Consider the following 17471-nt stretch of genomic DNA (forward strand, 5'->3'; position numbering starts at 1 on the left):
CCATCCAGAGGAACCCGGACAGAAGAGGAATAGTCGTATCCATGCAGGTCTGGCCGGGACAGGCGTACCCCTTGGGCGCCACCTATGACGGTGCGGGAACCAACTTCGCGGTCTTCTCGGAGGCCGCCCACAGGATCGAGCTGTGTCTGCTCCACGACGACGGCTCGGAGACGGCGGTGGAGCTGCGCGAGACCGACGCGTTCGTGCGGCACGCCTATCTGCCGGGCGTGATGCCCGGACAGCGGTACGGGTTCCGGGTGCACGGCCCGTACGCCCCGGAGCAGGGGCTGCGCTGCAACCCGGCGAAGCTGCTGCTCGACCCCTACGCGCGCGCGATGTCGGGGCAGGTCCGATGGAGCGAGGCGGTGTACGGCTACCCGTTCGGGAAGCCGGACGCGCGCAACGACCTCGACTCGGGCCCGCACACGATGGCCTCGGTCGTGGTCAACCCGTACTTCGACTGGGGCGACGACCGGCGCCCGCGCACCGAGTACCACCACACGGTGATCTACGAGGCCCACGTGAAGGGCCTGACGATGCTGCACCCGGACCTCCCCGAGGAGCTGCGGGGGACGTACGCGGGCCTGGCGCACCCGTCGGTGATCGGGCACCTGAAGGAGCTGGGGGTGACGGCCCTCGAACTGATGCCCGTCCACCAGTTCGTGAACGACCACCGGCTCGCGGACGCGGGGCTCTCGAACTACTGGGGCTACAACACGATCGGCTTCTTCGCCCCGCACAACGCGTACGCGTCCTGGGGCGACCGGGGCCAGCAGGTCCTGGAGTTCAAGTCGGCGGTCCGGGCGCTGCACCAGGCGGGCATCGAGGTCATCCTCGACGTGGTCTACAACCACACCGCCGAGGGCAACCACCTGGGCCCGACGCTCTCCTTCAAGGGCCTGGACAACCCCTCGTACTACCGGCTCGTGGACGACGCGCCCGCGCACTACTTCGACACGACCGGCACGGGCAACTCGCTGCTCATGCGGTCCCCGCACGTGCTCCAGATGATCATGGACAGCCTGCGGTACTGGGTGACCGAGATGCACGTGGACGGCTTCCGCTTCGACCTGGCGGCCACCCTGGCCCGCCAGTTCCACGAGGTGGACCGCCTGTCGTCCTTCTTCGACCTGGTGCAGCAGGACCCGGTGGTGAGCCAGGTCAAGCTGATCGCCGAGCCGTGGGACGTGGGCGAGGGCGGCTACCAGGTGGGGAACTTCCCGCCGCTGTGGACCGAGTGGAACGGCAAGTACCGGGACTGCGTGCGGGACCTGTGGCGGGGCGAGCCGCGCACCCTCGCGGAGTTCGCCTCCCGCCTGACCGGCTCCTCCGACCTCTATCAGGACGACGGCCGGCGACCGCTCGCCTCGGTCAACTTCGTGACCTGCCACGACGGCTTCACCCTGCGCGACCTCGTCTCGTACAACGAGAAGCACAACGAGGCGAACGGCGAGGAGAACCGGGACGGCGAGGGCCACAACCGCTCGTGGAACTGCGGGGCCGAGGGCGAGACCGAGGACATCGGGATCAAGGAGCTGCGCGCCCGCCAGATGCGCAACTTCCTCGCCACCCTGATGCTGTCACAGGGCGTGCCGATGCTGAGCCACGGCGACGAGTTCGGGCGGACGCAGGGCGGCAACAACAACGCGTACTGCCAGGACAACGAGGTGTCCTGGGTGCGGTGGCCCAAGGAGAACAGCGAGGTGGAGGCGACCCTGCTCCGCTTCACCCGGGCGATGGTGCGGCTGCGCCGCGAGCACCCTGTCTTCCGGCGCCGCCGCTTCTTCCACGGACGGCCGGTCGAGGGCACCCACGACGAGCTGACCGACATCGCCTGGTTCACGCCCGAGGGCGAGGAGATGACCTCCCGGGACTGGCAGGCGGCGCACGCCAAGGCGCTGACCGTCTTCCTCAACGGGAACGCGATCTCGGAGCCGGGCACGCAGGGCGAGCGGATCGCCGACGACTCCTTCCTGCTGATGTTCAACGCCTCGTCGAAGGAGCTGGAGTTCTCGGTGCCGGACAGCCACGGCCACTCCTGGCACACGGTGGTGGACACCTCCGACCCGCAGGGCATGCCGCCGCACGAGGGGCCGGAGCTGGCGGGCGGCGAGCGGGTGACGCTCGCGCCGCTCAGCCTGACCGTGTTGCGCCGGCCCGTCTGAGCACCGCCTGAGCGCCATCTGGGCACCGTCTGAGTCCCGCGTGAGGACCACGGCCCCGCCGGGCGACCGGCGGGGCCGTTCGGCGTCATCCTTTCGGGGGAATCCGGGGCGGTGGGTACGGGCGGACGCGGCGGCGATGACAGAGAAGCCCTCCAGCCGGGTACGTACGTTCGCATGACCTCCTTTCCGGCCCGTTCCCCGCTCTCGCGCCTCACCGCCCTGCCGACCGCCACCTATCGGCTCCAGCTCCAGCCGGACTTCCCGTTCGCGGCCGCCGAGCGCGCCGTGCCGCACCTGGCCGGTCTCGGGGTCTCCCACCTGCACCTCTCCCCCGTCCTGGAGGCGGTGCCCGGCTCGGCCCACGGCTACGACGTCACCGACCACCGGTCCGTACGGGCCGAGCTGGGGGGCGAGGAGGGGCTGCGGGCCCTGGCCGCGACCGCGCGGGCGCACGGGCTCGGCCTGGTCGTGGACCTGGTGCCCAACCACATGGCGGCCTCGCCCGTGCACAACCACGCGCTGCGCGCCGTGCTCCGCGACGGCCCCGACTCGCCGTACGCCCGCTGGTTCGACGTGGACCGGCACGCCGGGGACGGCCGACTGCTGCTCCCGGTGCTGCCCGCGCGGCTCCCGGAGGTACGGGACCGGTTCCGGGTCTCCGGCGGGACGCTGCGCCTGGACGGGCAGGAGTTCCCGCTGCGCCCCGGCACGGAGGAGCTGCCGCTGGACGAGCTGCTCGACGCCCAGTGGTACCGGCTCGGCTGGTGGCGGCTCGCCCGCACCGAGCTGAACTACCGGCGCTTCTTCACCGTCTCCGACCTCATCGGGGTGCGGGTGGAGGAGCCCGAGGTGTTCGAGGCCACCCACGCGAAGATCGTGGAGCTGGTCGCGGACGGGGTGGTCGAGGGGCTGCGCATCGACCACCCGGACGGCCTCGCGGACCCGCAGGGCTATCTGGAGGACCTGGCGGAGGCGACCGGCGGGCGCTGCTGGACGGTGGTGGAGAAGATCCTCACCGGTACGGAGGACCTGCCGGCCGCCTGGCCGGTGGCGGGCACCACGGGGTACGACGCGCTGCGGCGGCTCGACGGGGTGTTCACCGACCCCGTGGGCGCCGACACGCTCGCCGAGCTGTACCGGGGGTACGTCGGCAAGGCCGCCGACCGGGGCGGCCGCTGGGAGGCGACCGAGCGGCGCGCCGCGTACGAGGTGGTCGGGCACGACCTGGCCGCCGAGACGGCCGCGCTGACCCGGATCGCGGAGCGGATCTGCGCCGCCGACCCCGGCCTGCGGGACCACGCGCCCTGGGCGCTGCGCACCGCGGTCCGGGAGCTGCTCGTCCGGGTGCCGGTCTACCGGACCTACCGGACCGGCGGCGAGGAGGTGCTGACCCCGGAGGCGGCGCGCGGCGCGAAGGCCGCGTTCGCGGTGGAGGAGGAGGCGACGGCGGTCGACCTCGTGCGGGAGCTGGCGCTCGGCCTGCGGGGCGACGGGCCCGAGCACCGGGCGTTCCGGGCGCGGTTCGCGCAGACCTCCTCGGCGCTGCGGGCCAAGTCCGTGGAGGACAGGGCCTTCTACCGGTACACGCCGCTGCTCTCGGCGAACGAGGTGGGCGGCGACGCGGGGCGCCCGGCGGTATCGGTGGAGGAGTTCCACGCGTACTGCCTGCGGATCGCCCGGGACTGGCCGGGCACGGGCACGGTCCTGTCCACCCACGACACCAAGCGGAGCGCGGACGTGCGGGCCGCGATCGCGGTCCTCGCCCAGTGCCCGGAGGTGTGGACGGAGCTGCTCGGGGAGGTGGCGGGGGTGCCCGCGCCCGACCAGCACCTGGCGTGGACGGCCTGGCAGACGGCCTTCGGCCTCGGCACGCCGGACGCGGACCGGCTCGTGCCCGCGCTCCTCAAGTCCGTGCGGGAGGCGGGGCTCAGGACCAGTTGGACCGAGCCGGACGAGGAGTACGAGCGGGCGGTGGCCGAGTTCACGGCGGCCGGGCCCGGCCGGATCCCGCTCCGGGCGGCCTCGGAGGCGGCCTTCGCCCTGGAGCCGCACATCCGGGCGCACGCGCTGGGCGCGCTGCTCGCGCAGCTCACGATGCCGGGGGTGCCGGAGCTGTACCAGAACACGGAGCGGGAGTACCGGGCGCTCGTCGACCCGGACAACCGGGCCCCGTTCTCGGCCGGTCCGGACGACGACCGGACGGCCCTGGTCCGGGCGGCGCTGCGGTTGCGGCGCGAGCGCCCGGGAGCCTTCGGGCCCGGCGGGGCGTACGCGCCGCTGGCGGCCGAGGGGCCGGCCGCCGGCCACTGCCTGGCCTTCGCCCGCGGGGGCGAGGTGGTGACGGCGGTGACCCGGCTCTCGCTGCGGCTCGCGGAGATGGGCGGCTGGCAGGACACGGAGCTGGTGTTGCCGGAGGGCCGCTGGGCCGACGTCCTGGACGGGGTGCGGGAGTTCACCGGCGGCCCGGCGACGGAGCTGAAGCTGGCGGAGCTCTTCGAGGAGCGGCCGGTGGCGCTGCTCGCGCGGATCCCGGACGGGGAGGGATGACGAGGGGGTGAGGACCGGGGAGGGGCGCGGTCCTCGTCCCTCCCCCGTCCTCCTGTGCGGGTCAGGAGCGGCTCGCCCGCGTGACCTCGCACTTGGTGTACTCGGAGCCGTCGCCGGTGCCGGGGTACGCGGTGGACAGGTCGACGCTCTTGGAGGCGCCCGCCGCGACCGCGATGTCGTTCGTGGTCGCGGTCGCCGGGACCGCGGAGGTGCCCTTGAACTTCAGCGTGACGTCGTAGTCGTAGTCGAGCACGCCGTCGTTCTTGATGGTGATGCGCGCGGTGAGGTTCTTGGTCGTCGCGTCGTAGGCGCACGTGGCGATGGTGATGTCGCGTATCGCCTTGTCGGCGCCGCTCGAACCGCCGGAGACGGAACCGCCGGAGGTGCCGTTGTCGTCGTCGTTGTCGTGGTGGCTGCCGCCGCTGCTGGAGCCGGAGCCGCTGTGGCTGCCGCAGCCGCCACCGCCCGAGCCGCGGGCGCCGGTCAGGGCGACGAGGGCGATGCCGAAGACGGCGAGTGCGCGGACATGACGCTTCTTCATGTTTCAAACCCCGTTGAAAGTGGTAGTAACCACGGCTCGGTTGACGAGCGCACGTCACCCTAGCAGCGGCGGTGGGGTCGCGCCTCAGCCTCCCGGACGGACGATCAGGGTGCGCGGGGCACGGGTGATGAGCCCCGCCGGGGTGGGCCGGAAGCCGTCGGCGAGGCGCAGCCGGGGCATCTCGGCGAAGAGGGCCCGCAGGGCGTACTCGGCCTCGATGCCGGCGAGGAGGACGGCCGGGCAGAAGCCGGATCCGTAGGTGAGCTGGCCCGGGTCGTCGCGGAGCGGGTCGAAGCGGTCGGGCTCCCGGAAGCGCTCCGGGTCCCGGCCGGCCGAGCCGACGAGCAGCGCGACGGACGCGCCCGCCGGGACGGTGCCGCCGCTCACCGGCACCTCGGCGGCGGTGCGGCGCACCGCGATCTGCACGGGCGGGTCGCGGCGCAGCGACTCGGTCCAGGCGCGGGACACGAGCGCGGCGGGCGCGTCGCGGAGGGCGGCGACCTGGTCGGGGTCGGAGAGGACGTTGCCGAGGAAGGAGGCGAGCGCCTTCTCCCGTACGGCGATCTGGGCGCCGCACTCCCCCGCGAGGGCCCCGGCCGCCCGGCCCCGTACGAGCCGCATCATGTCCCGGTAGGGGACGCCGACGGCGGCGGCGACGGTTCCGGCGGGCAGCCAGTGGCAGAAGTCGGCGACCAGGTCGGCCTGGGGCCGTTCGGCGATCCGGCGGGCGAGGACGTACGCGGTGCGTTCGGTGACGGACCGCAGCGCGGCCGTGTCCACGTCGACGTGGGCGCGGGCGCACGGCGGGTCGCCGGGGCGGTGCCCGTGGGTGAAGCGGCCGTCGGTGAGGGCGGCGGCCACGTCCGCGTACCGGCTGAGGACCCAGGCCCGCAGCAGCGGGTCGTAGGTCAGCGGGAACTCCTCGCGGAGCCTGCGGTGGATGCCGTGCGGGTCCTGCGAGGCGCCGGGGTCGAGGGGGCTCGGCGCGACGGTCCGCCCGCCGGTCCCGCCCGTCCCGCCGGTGGCCGGGACGGGCGCGGTGCGCACGCGGCCGGGGAGGGGCGCGGCGCCCCGTCCGGTCCGCGCGGCGGAGGCGCTCCGGCCCGGCCCCGTCTCCGCGGGGGTGGCGGCCGAGGGGGCGGCCGGGTTCATGGCCGGCAGCCGGGTCCAGGCCCCGCCGGACCTTTCCGGCCGGTCGTCGTACGCGCCCCGGCCTTCCGGGAGGTGATCGCGGCCGCCCCGGCCTTCCGGGAGGCCGTCACGGACGTCCCGGCCTTCCGGGAGGTGATCGCGGTCGCCTCGACTTTCCGGTCGGCCGTCACGAAGGCCCCGGTCTTCCGGAAGGCCGTCACGAAGGCCCCGGCCTTCCGGCCGGTCGTCGCGGATGCCTCGGGTCGGTTCGGCGGTCATCACGCCCCCTGCTCGGTCGGCGGTGGGTGCCGCGGGCCGGAGAACGTGGCGCGCGTCCGGACCAAGCCCACCATCCGGGGGACCGCGGCGCCCACTCACGTACCGCCGAACAGGTGAACCTTCCGGGCGCTCAGCGGTATGCGGTGGCGCTCACTGGTGGGAGAGGCGGAACGCCATCTGCCCGAAGCCGACCACGTCCCCGGGCCGCACCACCACCGCGCCGGCGACCCGGCGCCCGTTGACGGTGGTGCCGTTCGTCGAGCCGAGGTCGCGCAGCACCCACGTCCCGCCCTGGAGCGAGAGTTCGGCGTGCAGCCGGGAGGCCGTCTCGTGGCTGAGCCGCAGCCCGTTGACCGGGTCGCGGCCTATCCGCAGCGGATGCGGCCCGGGGTGCGGGAGCAGCAGCTTCGGCAGCCGCTCCGCGTGCCAGGCGCGGCCGAGCTTCGCCGTGAAGGCGGACATCCGCTCCACCGCGCCCACCACGCGCCGGGTCCAGGTCCCCTCGGTCCTCAGGTCGGCGACGAGCAGGTCGAGTTCGTCCGGCCGGCGGGCCTGGAGCGCGCGCTCCATCCGGAAGAGGAAGGTGTCGTGGGAGAGGCGGCCCTGAGCGGCTCCCTCACGGAGCAGCACCAGCGCACGGTCCCGCTCGGCGTCGGTCAGCCGGGGGGAGTTCGCCGGGAGCTCGAAAGGGGTCGTCACACCCGAGATTGTCGGTCCGACGGGCCCGAAGTGTCCAGAAGGGCCCCGGAAACGGGCCCGGGGCCCCGCGAAGGCCCCACCAGGACCCCCGCCCGGCTCCGGCGCCCCGCCGAGAACTCCGTACCCCCTTTCCGGGATCACTGCTACGGTCGCCCGGCCTCACCACCGAACTCCCCGGGAGAACACCGCACGTGATCGCGATACGCCCGCTCGCGGGACCGCAGGAGCTGGACCTCTTCCTCCGTCTCGCCTACTCGCTCGACCACGAGCTCGCCGACGACCTCGCCACCGGCCGCCGCCTCCCGGAGTGGATGTGGGTGGCCCTGGACGGCGACCGGCTCCTCGGCCGGATCGCCTGGTGGACCCACGCGGCGGGCGCCGGACCGCAGGCGCTCGACTTCTTCGACCTGGACCCGGAGCTGTCCGACGGGGACCGCGCCGACGTCGGCCTGCGGCTCCTGGAGACGGCGACGGCTGCGGTCGTCCCGGCGGGGGCGCGGCGCCCCGAGTACGGGCGGTTCCTCCCCGCCGACTGGCGCGAGGTCCCCGAGACCCGGGCGCACCTGGAGTCGCTCTTCGCCGTCCTGGAGCGCTCCGGCGCCCGTCCCCTCGTGGAGCGGCTGCGCCTGGAGTGGCGGCCCGGCACCCCCGTACCGGAGCCGAAGGGGCGCCTGGGGTTCCGTCCGGTGCGGGACCGCGAGGACCTCGTCTCCCTGATGGTGCCGGTGCTCGACGGCACCCTCGACGCGCACGGGCGGGCCGACCTGGCGTCCGGGCTCCCGGCGCGGGAGGTGGCGGAGCGGCACTACGACGAGGAGTTCGCCCACTACTCCTCGCCCCGGGAGTGGTGGCGGGTGGCGACGCTGCCGGAGACCGGCGAGCCGGTCGGCTTCGTCGTGCCCGCCCGGAACAACTACCACCACACGATCGCGTACGTCGGTGTGCTGCCCGCCCACCGGGGGCACGGGTACATCGACGACGTCCTGGCGGAGGGGACCCGGATCCTGGCCGCCGCCGACGTGCCCCGGATCCGGGCGGCCACGGACCTGGGGAACGTGCCGATGGCGGCCTCCTTCGCCCGTACGGGCTACGACACGTTCGAGCGCGCGATCAACTACGTGTGGGACGCGCCGGGCACGCCGGGGTCCTGACTGCCAGGATGGTCGCGGTGACCGGCCGTGACCACCGCACGGCCGACTGGTTCCGACGACGAGGGGATTCCCGTGCTCTTCGAGGTGTGGGCGCCGAACGCCCGTGACCGGGTGACGCTGGAGCTGAACGGCACCGGCCACCCCCTGGAGCGGGACGCCGAGCGGGACGGCTGGTGGACGGGCGTGGCGCCCGCCGGGGACGGCGACCGGTACGGCTTCGCCCTGGACGACGGGCCCGTGCTGCCCGACCCCCGCTCCCGCAGGCTGCCCGACGGGCCCGACGGCCGGAGCGCGGTCGTCGACCACTCCGCGTACGCCTGGCGGAACGGGTCCCCGACGCTGCGGCTGCGCGGCGGCGTCCTGTACGAGCTGCACGTGGGCACCTTCACCCCCGAGGGCACGCTCGACGCGGCGGCCGGGCGCCTCGGGGAGCTGGCGGGCCTCGGCATCACCCATGTGGAGCTGATGCCGCTGTGCCCGTTCCCCGGGACGTGGGGCTGGGGGTACGACGGGGTGGCGCCGTGGGCGGTGCACGAGCCGTACGGCGGTCCCGGGGCGCTGAAGCGGTTCGTGGACGCGGCCCACGGGCTCGGGATGGGCGTGGTCCTGGACGTGGTCCACAACCACCTGGGGCCCTCGGGCAACTACCTGCCCGCCTTCGGGCCGTACTTCACGGACACCCACCACACCCCGTGGGGCTCGGCGGTGAACCTGGACGCGGCCGGTTCGGACGAGGTGCGGGCGTACTTCCTGGGGAGCGCGCTCGCCTGGCTGCGGGACTACCGGATCGACGGGCTGCGGCTCGACGCGGTGCACGCGCTCGCGGACACGCGGGCGCTGACGTTCCTGGAGGAGCTGTCGGCGGCCGTGGACGAGCTGGCGCGGGAGCAGGGCCGCCAGCACTTCCTGATCGCCGAGTCCGACATGGGCGACCCGCGCACGACCACCCCCCGCGCGCTGGGCGGGGTCGGGCTCCACGCCCAGTGGAACGACGACTTCCACCATGCCCTGCACACCGCCCTGACCGGCGAGTCGCAGGGCTACTACGCCGACTTCGCGCGGGCGCCGATCGCCGCGCTGGCCAAGACGCTGACGCACGTCTTCTTCCACGACGGCACGTACTCCAGCTTCCGGGGCCGCCACCACGGGCGGCCGGTGGACCGGGAGCGGACCCCCGCCCACCGCTTCCTCGGATACGCGCAGACGCACGACCAGATCGGCAACCGGGCCCTCGGGGACCGCCTCTCGGCCTCGGTCTCCCCCGGGCTGCTCGCCTGCGCGGCGGCCCTGGTCCTGACCGGGCCGTCGGTGCCGATGCTGTTCATGGGCGAGGAGTGGGGGGCGACGACGCCCTGGCAGTACTTCACCGACCACACCGACCCGGAGCTCGCGGAGGCCGTGCGGCGGGGGCGGCGGCGGGAGTTCGCGGAGCACGGCTGGGACGAGAACGAGGTGCCCGACCCGCAGGACCGGGCCACCCGGGACCGCTCGGTCCTGGACCGGAGCGAGCGCGAGGAGGACCCGCACAAGCGGCTGCTCGCCTGGCACCGGGAGCTGATCGCGCTGCGCCGCACGCTGCCGGACCTGACGGACCCGGACCTGGGGGGCGTGAAGGTCGCCTACGACGAGGAGGACCGCTGGCTGGTCTTCCGGCGCGGGGACCTGCGGGTGGCGGTGAACCTGGGCAAGGAGCCGGCGGTGATCCCGCTGGGCTCCAACGGCCGGGACCGGGTCCTGGCGTCCTGGGAGCCGGTCGACCCGCCGGCGGCGGACGGGGTCCTGCGGGTGCCGGCGGAGTCGGCGGTGGTCCTGTCGGACGGCTGACGGGGGCGGGGGCGTCGTCGGGGCCGCTCGGCACGGGGGCTCCTTCTCGGACCGCTGCGATCCGCGGTGTGCTGCGATCCGCGGTGTGCTGCCGCGGCCCGTTGCGACCCGCCGCGGCCCGGACGTACGGCATCCCGCCCGGCGAGGGCCTGCGCCGCGCCCCCTCAGCGGCGGTCGGGCCCCTGGGCGATGAGCCGTTCCAGAAGCTCCTGGAAGTCGTCGCCGACGACGATCCGCAGGTCGCCGCGCTCCTCGTCGCGCTCGCTGAGCTGGGTGAGGGTGCCGTCGCGCCACCAGAAGACGTACGGGCTGATGGCGCCCGGGGTGTCCTCGTACCCGGTGGCGGCGAAGGAGGCCATGGCGCCGAGGGCGGGGATGACGGTGGTGTCCCGGATGGGGTGGAAGGCGAGCTGGTGCCGGAAGGGCAGGGCGACCAGGGCTCCGTGCTCGCCGAGCGGGAGGCCGGTGACGCGCCGGGCGACCCCGTCGAGGTCGAGGACGCGGCTCGCGGTGTAGAAGGAGTCGCCGAGGACGACCTCGAAGCACATGCCGTCGGCGTCGCGGACGGTCTCGTGCCCCTCGACGGGAAGGCCGCGCAGGTTGCGCAGGGCCCGGTCGCGCAGGTGGGCGTGGTCCCCGAGCCGGGCGAGGGCGTCGTCGGTGAGCATCATGACGCTCTCGGGCAGGTCGAGGGCGAGGACCTCGTACAGGCCGGGGGCGACGGTCCTGGCGTACCCGAAGGAAGCGGCGTCGATGCCGTCGCCGCTGACGACCCGGGGGTAGAGCTGGGAGCGGATCTGCTCGGGCGGGAGGGTGTCGAGCGCGGAGGGGCCGTCCATGGCCCGGACGACCAGCTCGATGTGCCGGCGGACCAGTCCGGGCCAGACGCGGGGGCCGCGCCGGTCCTGGTGGCAGACGGCGGCGAGGTTGGTGAGCCCGAAGCGGCGTCCCCGGTCGTCGACGACGTGGTCGGCGTAGACGGTGACCTCCAGGCCGAGCTCGGCGAAGGTCGCCCGGACCCGGCCCCGGAAGAGCGCGGCCTCGTTCCGGGAGAAGTACGCGAACTCGGGATCCCTCGGCGCGTCGTCGCCGTCCCGCCTGGGTCCCCGCCGCAGCCAGCCCACGCCCGCCCGCCTTCCGTCGCCGTCGGTCCCAGGGTAGCGACTGCGGATGTCGGCTCCCTTTCGGTCGGGTCAACTCGTCCGCGGGCCGGTCGGGTTCGCCGTGCTCGCGCTCAGGAGCCGTCGGGGGCGGTGAGGAGGGCGCGGGCGTAGTGGGCGAGGGAGCGGTTGTAGCGGGGCAGCAGGGGGGCGAGGGCGCCCAGGGCCAGGGAGGCGGCCTCGCGGTCGCGGCCGGTGTCGGCCAGGGCGAGCGCGAGGAAGGCGTCGACGGCCCCGGCGAGGGCCTTCTCGTCGGCGTCGAGCCGGTCGGCGGGCAGGTCCCGTTCGGCGGTGAGGAGCTCCACGGCGAGGTCGGGCCGGCCGAGGTTGCGCAGGCTGCTGGCGAGCTGGATCACGGCCCGGCGGCGGCGCAGCCCGGTGAGTCCGTGGTCGAGGGCGCGCCGGTAGAGCGCGACGGCCTCCTCCGGCAGGCCGGTGGAGTCGTGGGCGGCGCCCTGCTCGAAGAGCGCGGCGGCGTCGTCGTCGGGCCGCTCGGCGGCCAGTCCGGCCACGCGGGCACGGAAGTCGGCGGGCTCGTGGTCGTCGATGCGCTCCCAGAGCGCGGCGATCCGGCGCTCCCAGTCCTGGTCGTCGGTCATGGCGGCACCCTAGAGGACGGCGCGGCTCCGCCGGAGGGCGGGCGGGGAGGGCTGGGGCGGGCGCGGCCGGGCGACGGGTGACGGGCAGCCGCACCGCTAACCCATCGGTACGACGAGGTGGGCGCGGTCCCGGCTCCGGGCGACGAGTCGGGCGTTGAGCTCGTCGGAGGTGTGGACCCAGTGTTCGGCGCGGGTGCGGTCCTTGCCGAAGCGGACGTGGCGGTCGATCAGGCGGGGGACGCGGAGCCGGGCGTCCAGGTCGAGGTACCAGGCCTCGTCGAGGAGGGGCAGGACCCCGGCCCAGGCGCCCTCGTCGTGCAGGAGGTAGTTGCCCTCGGTGACGACGAGCGGGACGTCGGGGCCGACGGGGACCGACCCGGCGACCGGCTCCTCCAGGGAGCGGTCGAAGGCGGGAGCGTAGACGGTGGTGCCGGGCTCGGGGGCGCGCAGCCGGGCGAGGAGCGCGGCGTACCCGGCGGCGTCGAAGGTGTCGGGGGCGCCCTTCCTGTCCGCCCGGCCGAGGCGTACCAGCTCGGCCTGGGCGAGGTGGAAGCCGTCCATGGGGACGAGGACCGCGAGGCCGCCGAGGCGGTCGACGAGCCGGGCGGCGAGCGTGGACTTTCCGGCGCCCGGCGGTCCGGCGAGCCCCAGGATCCGGCGCCGCGCCCCTGCGGGTCCGGGCTCCGCCAGGGTCCGCGCGCGGGCCGCGAGGTGCTCGAATTGTTGCGTGTCCATGTCGGACATGGTCGCAGTGGGCGTGGCGATTGACGCGGGTAGATCCATACGTATTACTTTTGGCTCCATGCCGTCCATCGCACTCGTCACCCTCGTCGTCCGTGACTACGACGAGGCCGTCGCCTTCTACACCGACGCCCTCGGCTTCGACCTCGTCGAGGACACCGACCGGGGCGACGGCACCCGCTGGGTCGTCGTCCGGCCGCGCGGCGCGGCCGGGGTCGGCGGCCTCGGGAACGCGGGCCTGCTCCTCGCCCGTGCCAAGAACGAGGCCGAGGAGGCCGCGATCGGCAACCAGACCGGCGGCCGGGTCGGCTTCTTCCTCCACACCGGGGACTTCGCCCGCGACCACGCCCGCATGACGGCGGCCGGCGTGAAGTTCCTGGAGGAGCCGCGCCACGAGCCGTACGGCTCCGTCGCCGTCTTCGAGGACCTGTACGGCAACCGCTGGGACCTGCTCCAGCCGGCGGACGCGGGCGCGTAGGCCTCCTGGGGGAGTCGACCGGGTACGGAACGCGCGACGGCCGTCGATCCGGACGCGGCCAGGACCGGCGGCGAGGAGCCGGGCAACTCCTGCCAAGGGGTCGCCCGTTGCTCTCCGGGGCGCGCCCGCGCCCCGGAGCGGAAAACCGCTGTCGCGCCGCGCGCCCGGCTCCCTACACTCACGTCCCGGCGCACCGTTCGGTGCCGCCGACAGACGTCCGCGCATCCGTCCGCGCGTCCGATCGAGGGGAGAAGACCGTGCGCAGCCACGCCGCCGTCGCCGTGTCCCCCTCCCGCGCCCGGTACGACGTGATCCTCGCCTCCTCGGCCGAGCGGTGGCGGCTGCGCGCCCGCCATCGCCGCCCGTGACGACCCCGTACGCCTTCCGTACCTGAGCGTCGCCCGGGAATCGCGCTGCCCGTTCCACCACCGCAGCAGCGAAAGGCACGAGAACCGTGCGTACCCCTGACACCACCGCCGGCATCACCACCGTCCGCAACCTCGGCATCCTGGCCCACGTCGACGCCGGCAAGACCACCGTCACCGAGCGGGTCCTGTACCTGACCGGGGCCGTCCACAAGCGGGGCGAGGTCCACGACGGCACCACCGTCACCGACTTCGACCCGCAGGAGCGGGACCGGGGCATCACGATCTTCGCGGCGGCCGTGAGCTGCGACTGGGCCGGTCACCGGATCAACCTGATCGACACGCCCGGCCACGTCGACTTCTCCGACGAGGTCGAGCGCTCGCTGCGCGTCCTCGACGGCGCGGTGGCCGTCTTCGACGCCGTCGCGGGCGTCGAGCCGCAGAGCGAGACGGTGTGGCGGCAGGCCGACCGGCACGGCGTCCCGCGCCTCGCGTTCGTCAACAAGCTGGACCGGGCGGGCGCGGACCTCGACGCCGCCGTGGAGTCGATCCGCGACCGGCTCGGGGCCGTACCGCTCCCCGTTCAGCTCCCCGTCGGGAGCGAGGACGGCTTCACCGGCGTCGTGGACCTGCTCCGGATGCGGGCGTACGTGTGGGTCGACGGCGCCGACGCGTACACCGAACAGGGCGTTCCCGAGGGCCTGTTGGACGAGGCCCGACAGCGTCGGCGCCGCCTGGAGGAGGCCGTGGCGGAGCTGCACACGGGCGCCTTCGAGGAGTTCCTCGCCCATGAGCGGCTCGCCGAGGAGACCCTGCGGGGCGCGCTCCGCGACCTCACCCTCGCCGGGGAGGCCGTGGTCGTGCTGTGCGGCTCGGCCTACCGCAACCGGGGCATCGAGCCCCTGCTCGACGCCGTCGTCGCCTACCTCCCGGCCCCGTCGGACATGCCGCCCGTGCGCGGCGAGGTCCCGGCGGACCCGGAGGCTCCGTTCACCGCGCTCGCCTTCAAGGTGAACGCCACGGCCACCGGCCGCATGACGTACGTCCGCGTCTACGCGGGCACGATCGGGAAGGGGGACACCGTGCTGGACGCCGTCGGCGGACGCACCGAGCGGATCGCCCGCATCCTGCGCGTGCAGGCGGACCGGGCGACGGAGGTCGAGGCGGCGCGTGCCGGTGACATCGTCGCCGTCGTCGGCCCGAAGGCCGTCCGCGCCGGGGCGACCCTGTGCGATCCGGCCGCGCCGGTCGTCCTCGAACCGCCGACGACCGCCGACCCGGTCGTGTCGGTCGCCGTCGAGGCCCGCCGCAGCACCGACACCGGCCGCCTGGCGACGGCCCTCGCCCGCCTGTCGGAGGAGGACCCGTCGCTCGTCGTCCGGTCCGACCCGGAGACGGGCCAGACCGTCCTGTCCGGCCTGGGCGAACTGCACCTGGAGGTCGCGGTGGAGAAGCTGCGCCGCGACCGGGGCCTGGAGGTCACGGTCGGGCGCCCCCAGGTGGCGTACCGCGAGACGGTGGCGAAGGGCGTCACCGGCCTGCTGTACCGCCACGTCAAACAGGACGGCGGTGCGGGCCAGTTCGCCCACGTCGTCATCGACCTCGAACCCCTGGAAGGAGACGAGGAGTTCGTCTTCACCTCCACCGTCACGGGCGGTCGCGTCCCGCAGGAGTACGTCCGCGCGGTCGAGGCCGGCTGCCGGGACGCCCTCCTGGAGGGCCCCCTCGGCGGCCACCCGGTGACCGGCGTCCGGGTCACGCTCACGGACGGCGCCACGCATCCGAAGGACTCCTCGGAGATGGCGTTCCGCACGGCGGGGCGCTTCGCCCTGCGCGAGGCGCTCCGGGCGAGCGCGATGACCCTCCTGGAGCCGGTGGCCGAGGTGACCGTCACCGTCCCGGCGGAGTCGGTCGGCGCCGTCCTCGGCGACCTCGCGGCCCGCCGGGGCCGGGTGAACGACCGGACGGCCCGGGGCGGTACGGCGGTGGTGGCGGCGACGGTGCCGCTGGCCGAGCTGTTCGGCTACGCGTCCCGCCTGCGCGGCCGCACGCAGGGCCGGGGCACCTTCACGACCCGCCCGGCGGGGTACGAGCCGGCCCGGGGCTGAGGTCGAGCTCGGCCCGTACGGTCTTCCCGACCGGTACGCGGTCGAGCACGGCCCACCGCGAGGCCAGCGCCCCGACCAGGAGCAGCCCGCGCCCGCCCTCGTCGAGCGACCCCCGCTCGCCGGGGGCGGGCCGCCGCTCGCCCCGGGTGTCGGAGACGTCGATCCGGAGCACCTGTCCGGGCGCGTACGAGAGCGTCAGCTCGCAGTCGCGTCCGGGCACCCGGCCGTGGGTGACGGCGTTCGCGGCGAGTTCCGCGACGAGCAGCGCGGCGGTCTCGGAGGTCTCGGAGTCGTACGGGACGCCCCAGCGGTCGAGCTGGAGCACGGCGAGCCGCCGGGCGAGCCGGGCGCCGCGCGGGGTCGAGCTGAAGCGCTGCGCGAACACACGTACGGTGACGGGCACTTCGCGGGTCACGGGGGAGGTCATGGGGTCAATGTGGCGTCGCGCGGGGAGGGTTGCCAGCTCAGAAACCCGTACGCTGCGACAGCGTACGGGTTCACCCTCTGGACCGTACCGGTCACCATCCGTGACGATTGACCCGTTCCAGACGAGCGCACGGGTGCGGGAGGTGGCCGGGGTGACGGACGAGGTTCCGGAGGACGTGGCGGAGGGGTCCCAGGGGCGGGGCGAACCGGAGACGTCGGACAGCCTGAAGACGTTCGGGGCGGTGGTCAAGGCCTTCCGCAAACGGGCGGGCCTCACGCAGGAGGCGTTCGCGCCGAGGGTCGGGTACTCGCTGCCGACGATCGCCTCCATCGAACAGGGACGCCGCTTCCCGCCTCCCGGCTTCGTGGAGCAGGCGGAGGTGGTGCTCGACGGATTCGGGGCGCTCAAGGACGCGTCGAGACACCTGAGCCGCAAGCCGGGCCTCGCGAGCTGGTTCCGGCCGTGGGCCAGGTTGGAGGCGGAGGCCGTGTCCCTGTACACGTACGAGAACCGGCTGGTGCCGGGGCTGCTCCAGTCACCGGCGTACGCGAACATCCTGTTCCACGAACAGATCCCGGCGCTGGGCGACGACCAGATCAAGGCGCAGATGGCGGCCAGGATCGAGCGGAAGAAGTTACTGACGGACCGCCCGGACACGACATACAGCTTCATCGTGGAGGAGCACGTCCTGCGGCGCAGGACGGGCGGGGCGGAGGTCATGCGCGAGCAGATCGACCACATCCTCGACCTCTGCGAGCGCCGCAACGTCGAGTTCCAGATCATGCCGCAGGCACAGGAGCACCACGCGGGACTCGGTGGACCCATGCAACTCCTGGAAACCCCTGAGAACAGGTGGTATGCGTACTGCGAAGGACAGCGCATCGCCCAGCTCATCGCCGACCGCAAAGAGGTCAGCATCCTGCACAAGCGGTATGCCAGGATGCGGTCACAGGCTCTGTCCTTCGAGGAGTCCGTGAGCCTGCTGCGGGAGATCCGAGGAGCACTATGAGCACCACAGACCTTGCCTGGTTCAAGAGCAGCTACAGCAGCAGCGGTGACGGCGACTGCGTAGAGGTCGCCCTCTCCTGGCACAAGTCCAGCTACAGCAGCGGAAGCGACGGCGACTGCGTCGAGGTCGCCTCCTGCCCCTCCACCGTCCACGTCCGCGACTCCAAGAACGTCACCGGTCCGCAGCTCGCGCTCTCCTCCGCCGCCTGGACCTCGTTCCTGACCCGGCTGAGCTGAAGGACGTCACC

The 17471-nt window shown here is 74.1% G+C and carries 15 protein-coding genes; 8 read left to right on the plus strand and 7 right to left on the minus strand.

Going from position 1 to position 17471, the window contains the following annotated elements; genetic code table 11:
- Positions 1 to 41 precede the first annotated feature (41 nt).
- Positions 42 to 2165 carry a glycogen debranching protein GlgX gene (gene glgX, locus ACFYNX_RS28950; RefSeq protein ID WP_365541632.1) on the plus strand — a complete coding sequence of 708 codons (2124 nt, stop codon included), beginning with the start codon at positions 42 to 44 and terminating at the stop codon, positions 2163 to 2165.
- A 174-nt stretch (positions 2166 to 2339) separates the two neighbouring features.
- The gene (gene treY / locus ACFYNX_RS28955; protein WP_388665546.1) at positions 2340 to 4712 is read left to right on the plus strand and encodes a malto-oligosyltrehalose synthase; all 2373 of its coding nucleotides are present in this window, start codon (positions 2340 to 2342) and stop codon (positions 4710 to 4712) included.
- A gap of 61 nt (positions 4713 to 4773) precedes the next feature.
- On the opposite strand, the gene ACFYNX_RS28960 is transcribed toward treY, so the two are convergent.
- The 3 genes from ACFYNX_RS28960 to ACFYNX_RS28970 form a co-directional block, all read right to left on the minus strand.
- Positions 4774 to 5253, minus strand: coding sequence for a hypothetical protein (locus tag ACFYNX_RS28960; RefSeq protein WP_388665548.1), 480 nt, complete (start codon positions 5251 to 5253; stop codon positions 4774 to 4776).
- Between the two features lie 84 nt (positions 5254 to 5337).
- Positions 5338 to 6405 carry a cytochrome P450 gene (locus tag ACFYNX_RS28965; RefSeq protein WP_388665550.1) on the minus strand — a complete coding sequence of 356 codons (1068 nt, stop codon included), beginning with the start codon at positions 6403 to 6405 and terminating at the stop codon, positions 5338 to 5340.
- 408 nt (positions 6406 to 6813) lie between these two features.
- Positions 6814 to 7362 carry a DUF1707 and FHA domain-containing protein gene (locus ACFYNX_RS28970; protein WP_365541639.1) on the minus strand — a complete coding sequence of 183 codons (549 nt, stop codon included), beginning with the start codon at positions 7360 to 7362 and terminating at the stop codon, positions 6814 to 6816.
- Between the two features lie 194 nt (positions 7363 to 7556).
- On the opposite strand from ACFYNX_RS28970, the gene ACFYNX_RS28975 reads away from it, so the two are divergent.
- Positions 7557 to 8513, plus strand: coding sequence for a GNAT family N-acetyltransferase (locus ACFYNX_RS28975; RefSeq protein ID WP_388665840.1), 957 nt, complete (start codon positions 7557 to 7559; stop codon positions 8511 to 8513).
- Positions 8514 to 8585: 72 nt separating this feature from the next.
- Positions 8586 to 10337, plus strand: a complete 1752-nt coding sequence (treZ, locus tag ACFYNX_RS28980; RefSeq protein WP_388665842.1) for a malto-oligosyltrehalose trehalohydrolase — start codon at positions 8586 to 8588, stop codon at positions 10335 to 10337.
- A 164-nt stretch (positions 10338 to 10501) separates the two neighbouring features.
- Here treZ and ACFYNX_RS28985 read toward each other — a convergent pair whose 3' ends face one another.
- From ACFYNX_RS28985 to ACFYNX_RS28995, 3 genes are all read right to left on the minus strand, one after another.
- Positions 10502 to 11461, minus strand: coding sequence for a hypothetical protein (locus tag ACFYNX_RS28985; RefSeq protein ID WP_388665552.1), 960 nt, complete (start codon positions 11459 to 11461; stop codon positions 10502 to 10504).
- A 110-nt stretch (positions 11462 to 11571) separates the two neighbouring features.
- Positions 11572 to 12096 (minus strand): tetratricopeptide repeat protein, encoded by a 525-nt coding sequence (locus ACFYNX_RS28990; protein ID WP_365541916.1) that lies wholly within the window; start codon positions 12094 to 12096, stop codon positions 11572 to 11574.
- A 96-nt stretch (positions 12097 to 12192) separates the two neighbouring features.
- Positions 12193 to 12840, minus strand: coding sequence for a nucleoside/nucleotide kinase family protein (locus ACFYNX_RS28995; RefSeq protein ID WP_388665554.1), 648 nt, complete (start codon positions 12838 to 12840; stop codon positions 12193 to 12195).
- A 58-nt stretch (positions 12841 to 12898) separates the two neighbouring features.
- Here ACFYNX_RS28995 and ACFYNX_RS29000 point away from each other — a divergent pair, with 58 nt between their 5' ends.
- Entirely contained in the window at positions 12899 to 13315 is a 417-nt protein-coding gene (locus ACFYNX_RS29000) for a VOC family protein (protein WP_388665556.1), read from the plus strand.
- Positions 13316 to 13769: 454 nt separating this feature from the next.
- Complete coding sequence (gene fusA / locus ACFYNX_RS29005) at positions 13770 to 15788, plus strand: elongation factor G (RefSeq protein WP_388665558.1); 2019 nt, start codon at positions 13770 to 13772, stop codon at positions 15786 to 15788.
- On the opposite strand, the gene ACFYNX_RS29010 is transcribed toward fusA, so the two are convergent.
- The gene (locus ACFYNX_RS29010; protein WP_388665560.1) at positions 15748 to 16215 is read right to left on the minus strand and encodes an ATP-binding protein; all 468 of its coding nucleotides are present in this window, start codon (positions 16213 to 16215) and stop codon (positions 15748 to 15750) included. The genes fusA and ACFYNX_RS29010 overlap by 41 nt on opposite strands.
- A gap of 151 nt (positions 16216 to 16366) precedes the next feature.
- On the opposite strand from ACFYNX_RS29010, the gene ACFYNX_RS29015 reads away from it, so the two are divergent.
- Both ACFYNX_RS29015 and ACFYNX_RS29020 read left to right on the plus strand, forming a co-directional pair.
- Positions 16367 to 17224: a helix-turn-helix domain-containing protein gene (locus tag ACFYNX_RS29015; RefSeq protein ID WP_388665844.1), complete on the plus strand. Its 858-nt coding sequence runs from the start codon at positions 16367 to 16369 to the stop codon at positions 17222 to 17224.
- Positions 17221 to 17460, plus strand: coding sequence for a DUF397 domain-containing protein (locus ACFYNX_RS29020; protein WP_388665562.1), 240 nt, complete (start codon positions 17221 to 17223; stop codon positions 17458 to 17460). The genes ACFYNX_RS29015 and ACFYNX_RS29020 overlap by 4 nt, the downstream gene beginning before the upstream one ends.
- The last annotated feature ends 11 nt before the right edge of the window (positions 17461 to 17471 follow it).

The organism is Streptomyces sp. NPDC007872 (assembly GCF_042868165.1).
Lineage (GTDB): Bacteria > Actinomycetota > Actinomycetes > Streptomycetales > Streptomycetaceae > Streptomyces.

What these genes read in the sequence shown, in the direction of transcription:
- ACFYNX_RS28995 (WP_388665554.1), bottom strand. Translation starts at nt 12,840, where the DNA reads ATGTCCGACATGGACACGCAACAATTCGAGCACCTCGCGGCCCGCGCG.
- ACFYNX_RS29000 (WP_388665556.1), top strand. Translation starts at nt 12,899, where the DNA reads ATGCCGTCCATCGCACTCGTCACCCTCGTCGTCCGTGACTACGACGAG.
- ACFYNX_RS28960 (WP_388665548.1), bottom strand. Translation starts at nt 5,253, where the DNA reads ATGAAGAAGCGTCATGTCCGCGCACTCGCCGTCTTCGGCATCGCCCTC.
- glgX (WP_365541632.1), top strand. Translation starts at nt 42, where the DNA reads ATGCAGGTCTGGCCGGGACAGGCGTACCCCTTGGGCGCCACCTATGAC.
- ACFYNX_RS29020 (WP_388665562.1), top strand. Translation starts at nt 17,221, where the DNA reads ATGAGCACCACAGACCTTGCCTGGTTCAAGAGCAGCTACAGCAGCAGC.
- ACFYNX_RS29010 (WP_388665560.1), bottom strand. Translation starts at nt 16,215, where the DNA reads ATGACCTCCCCCGTGACCCGCGAAGTGCCCGTCACCGTACGTGTGTTC.
- treY (WP_388665546.1), top strand. Translation starts at nt 2,340, where the DNA reads ATGACCTCCTTTCCGGCCCGTTCCCCGCTCTCGCGCCTCACCGCCCTG.
- ACFYNX_RS28965 (WP_388665550.1), bottom strand. Translation starts at nt 6,405, where the DNA reads ATGAACCCGGCCGCCCCCTCGGCCGCCACCCCCGCGGAGACGGGGCCG.
- ACFYNX_RS28990 (WP_365541916.1), bottom strand. Translation starts at nt 12,096, where the DNA reads ATGACCGACGACCAGGACTGGGAGCGCCGGATCGCCGCGCTCTGGGAG.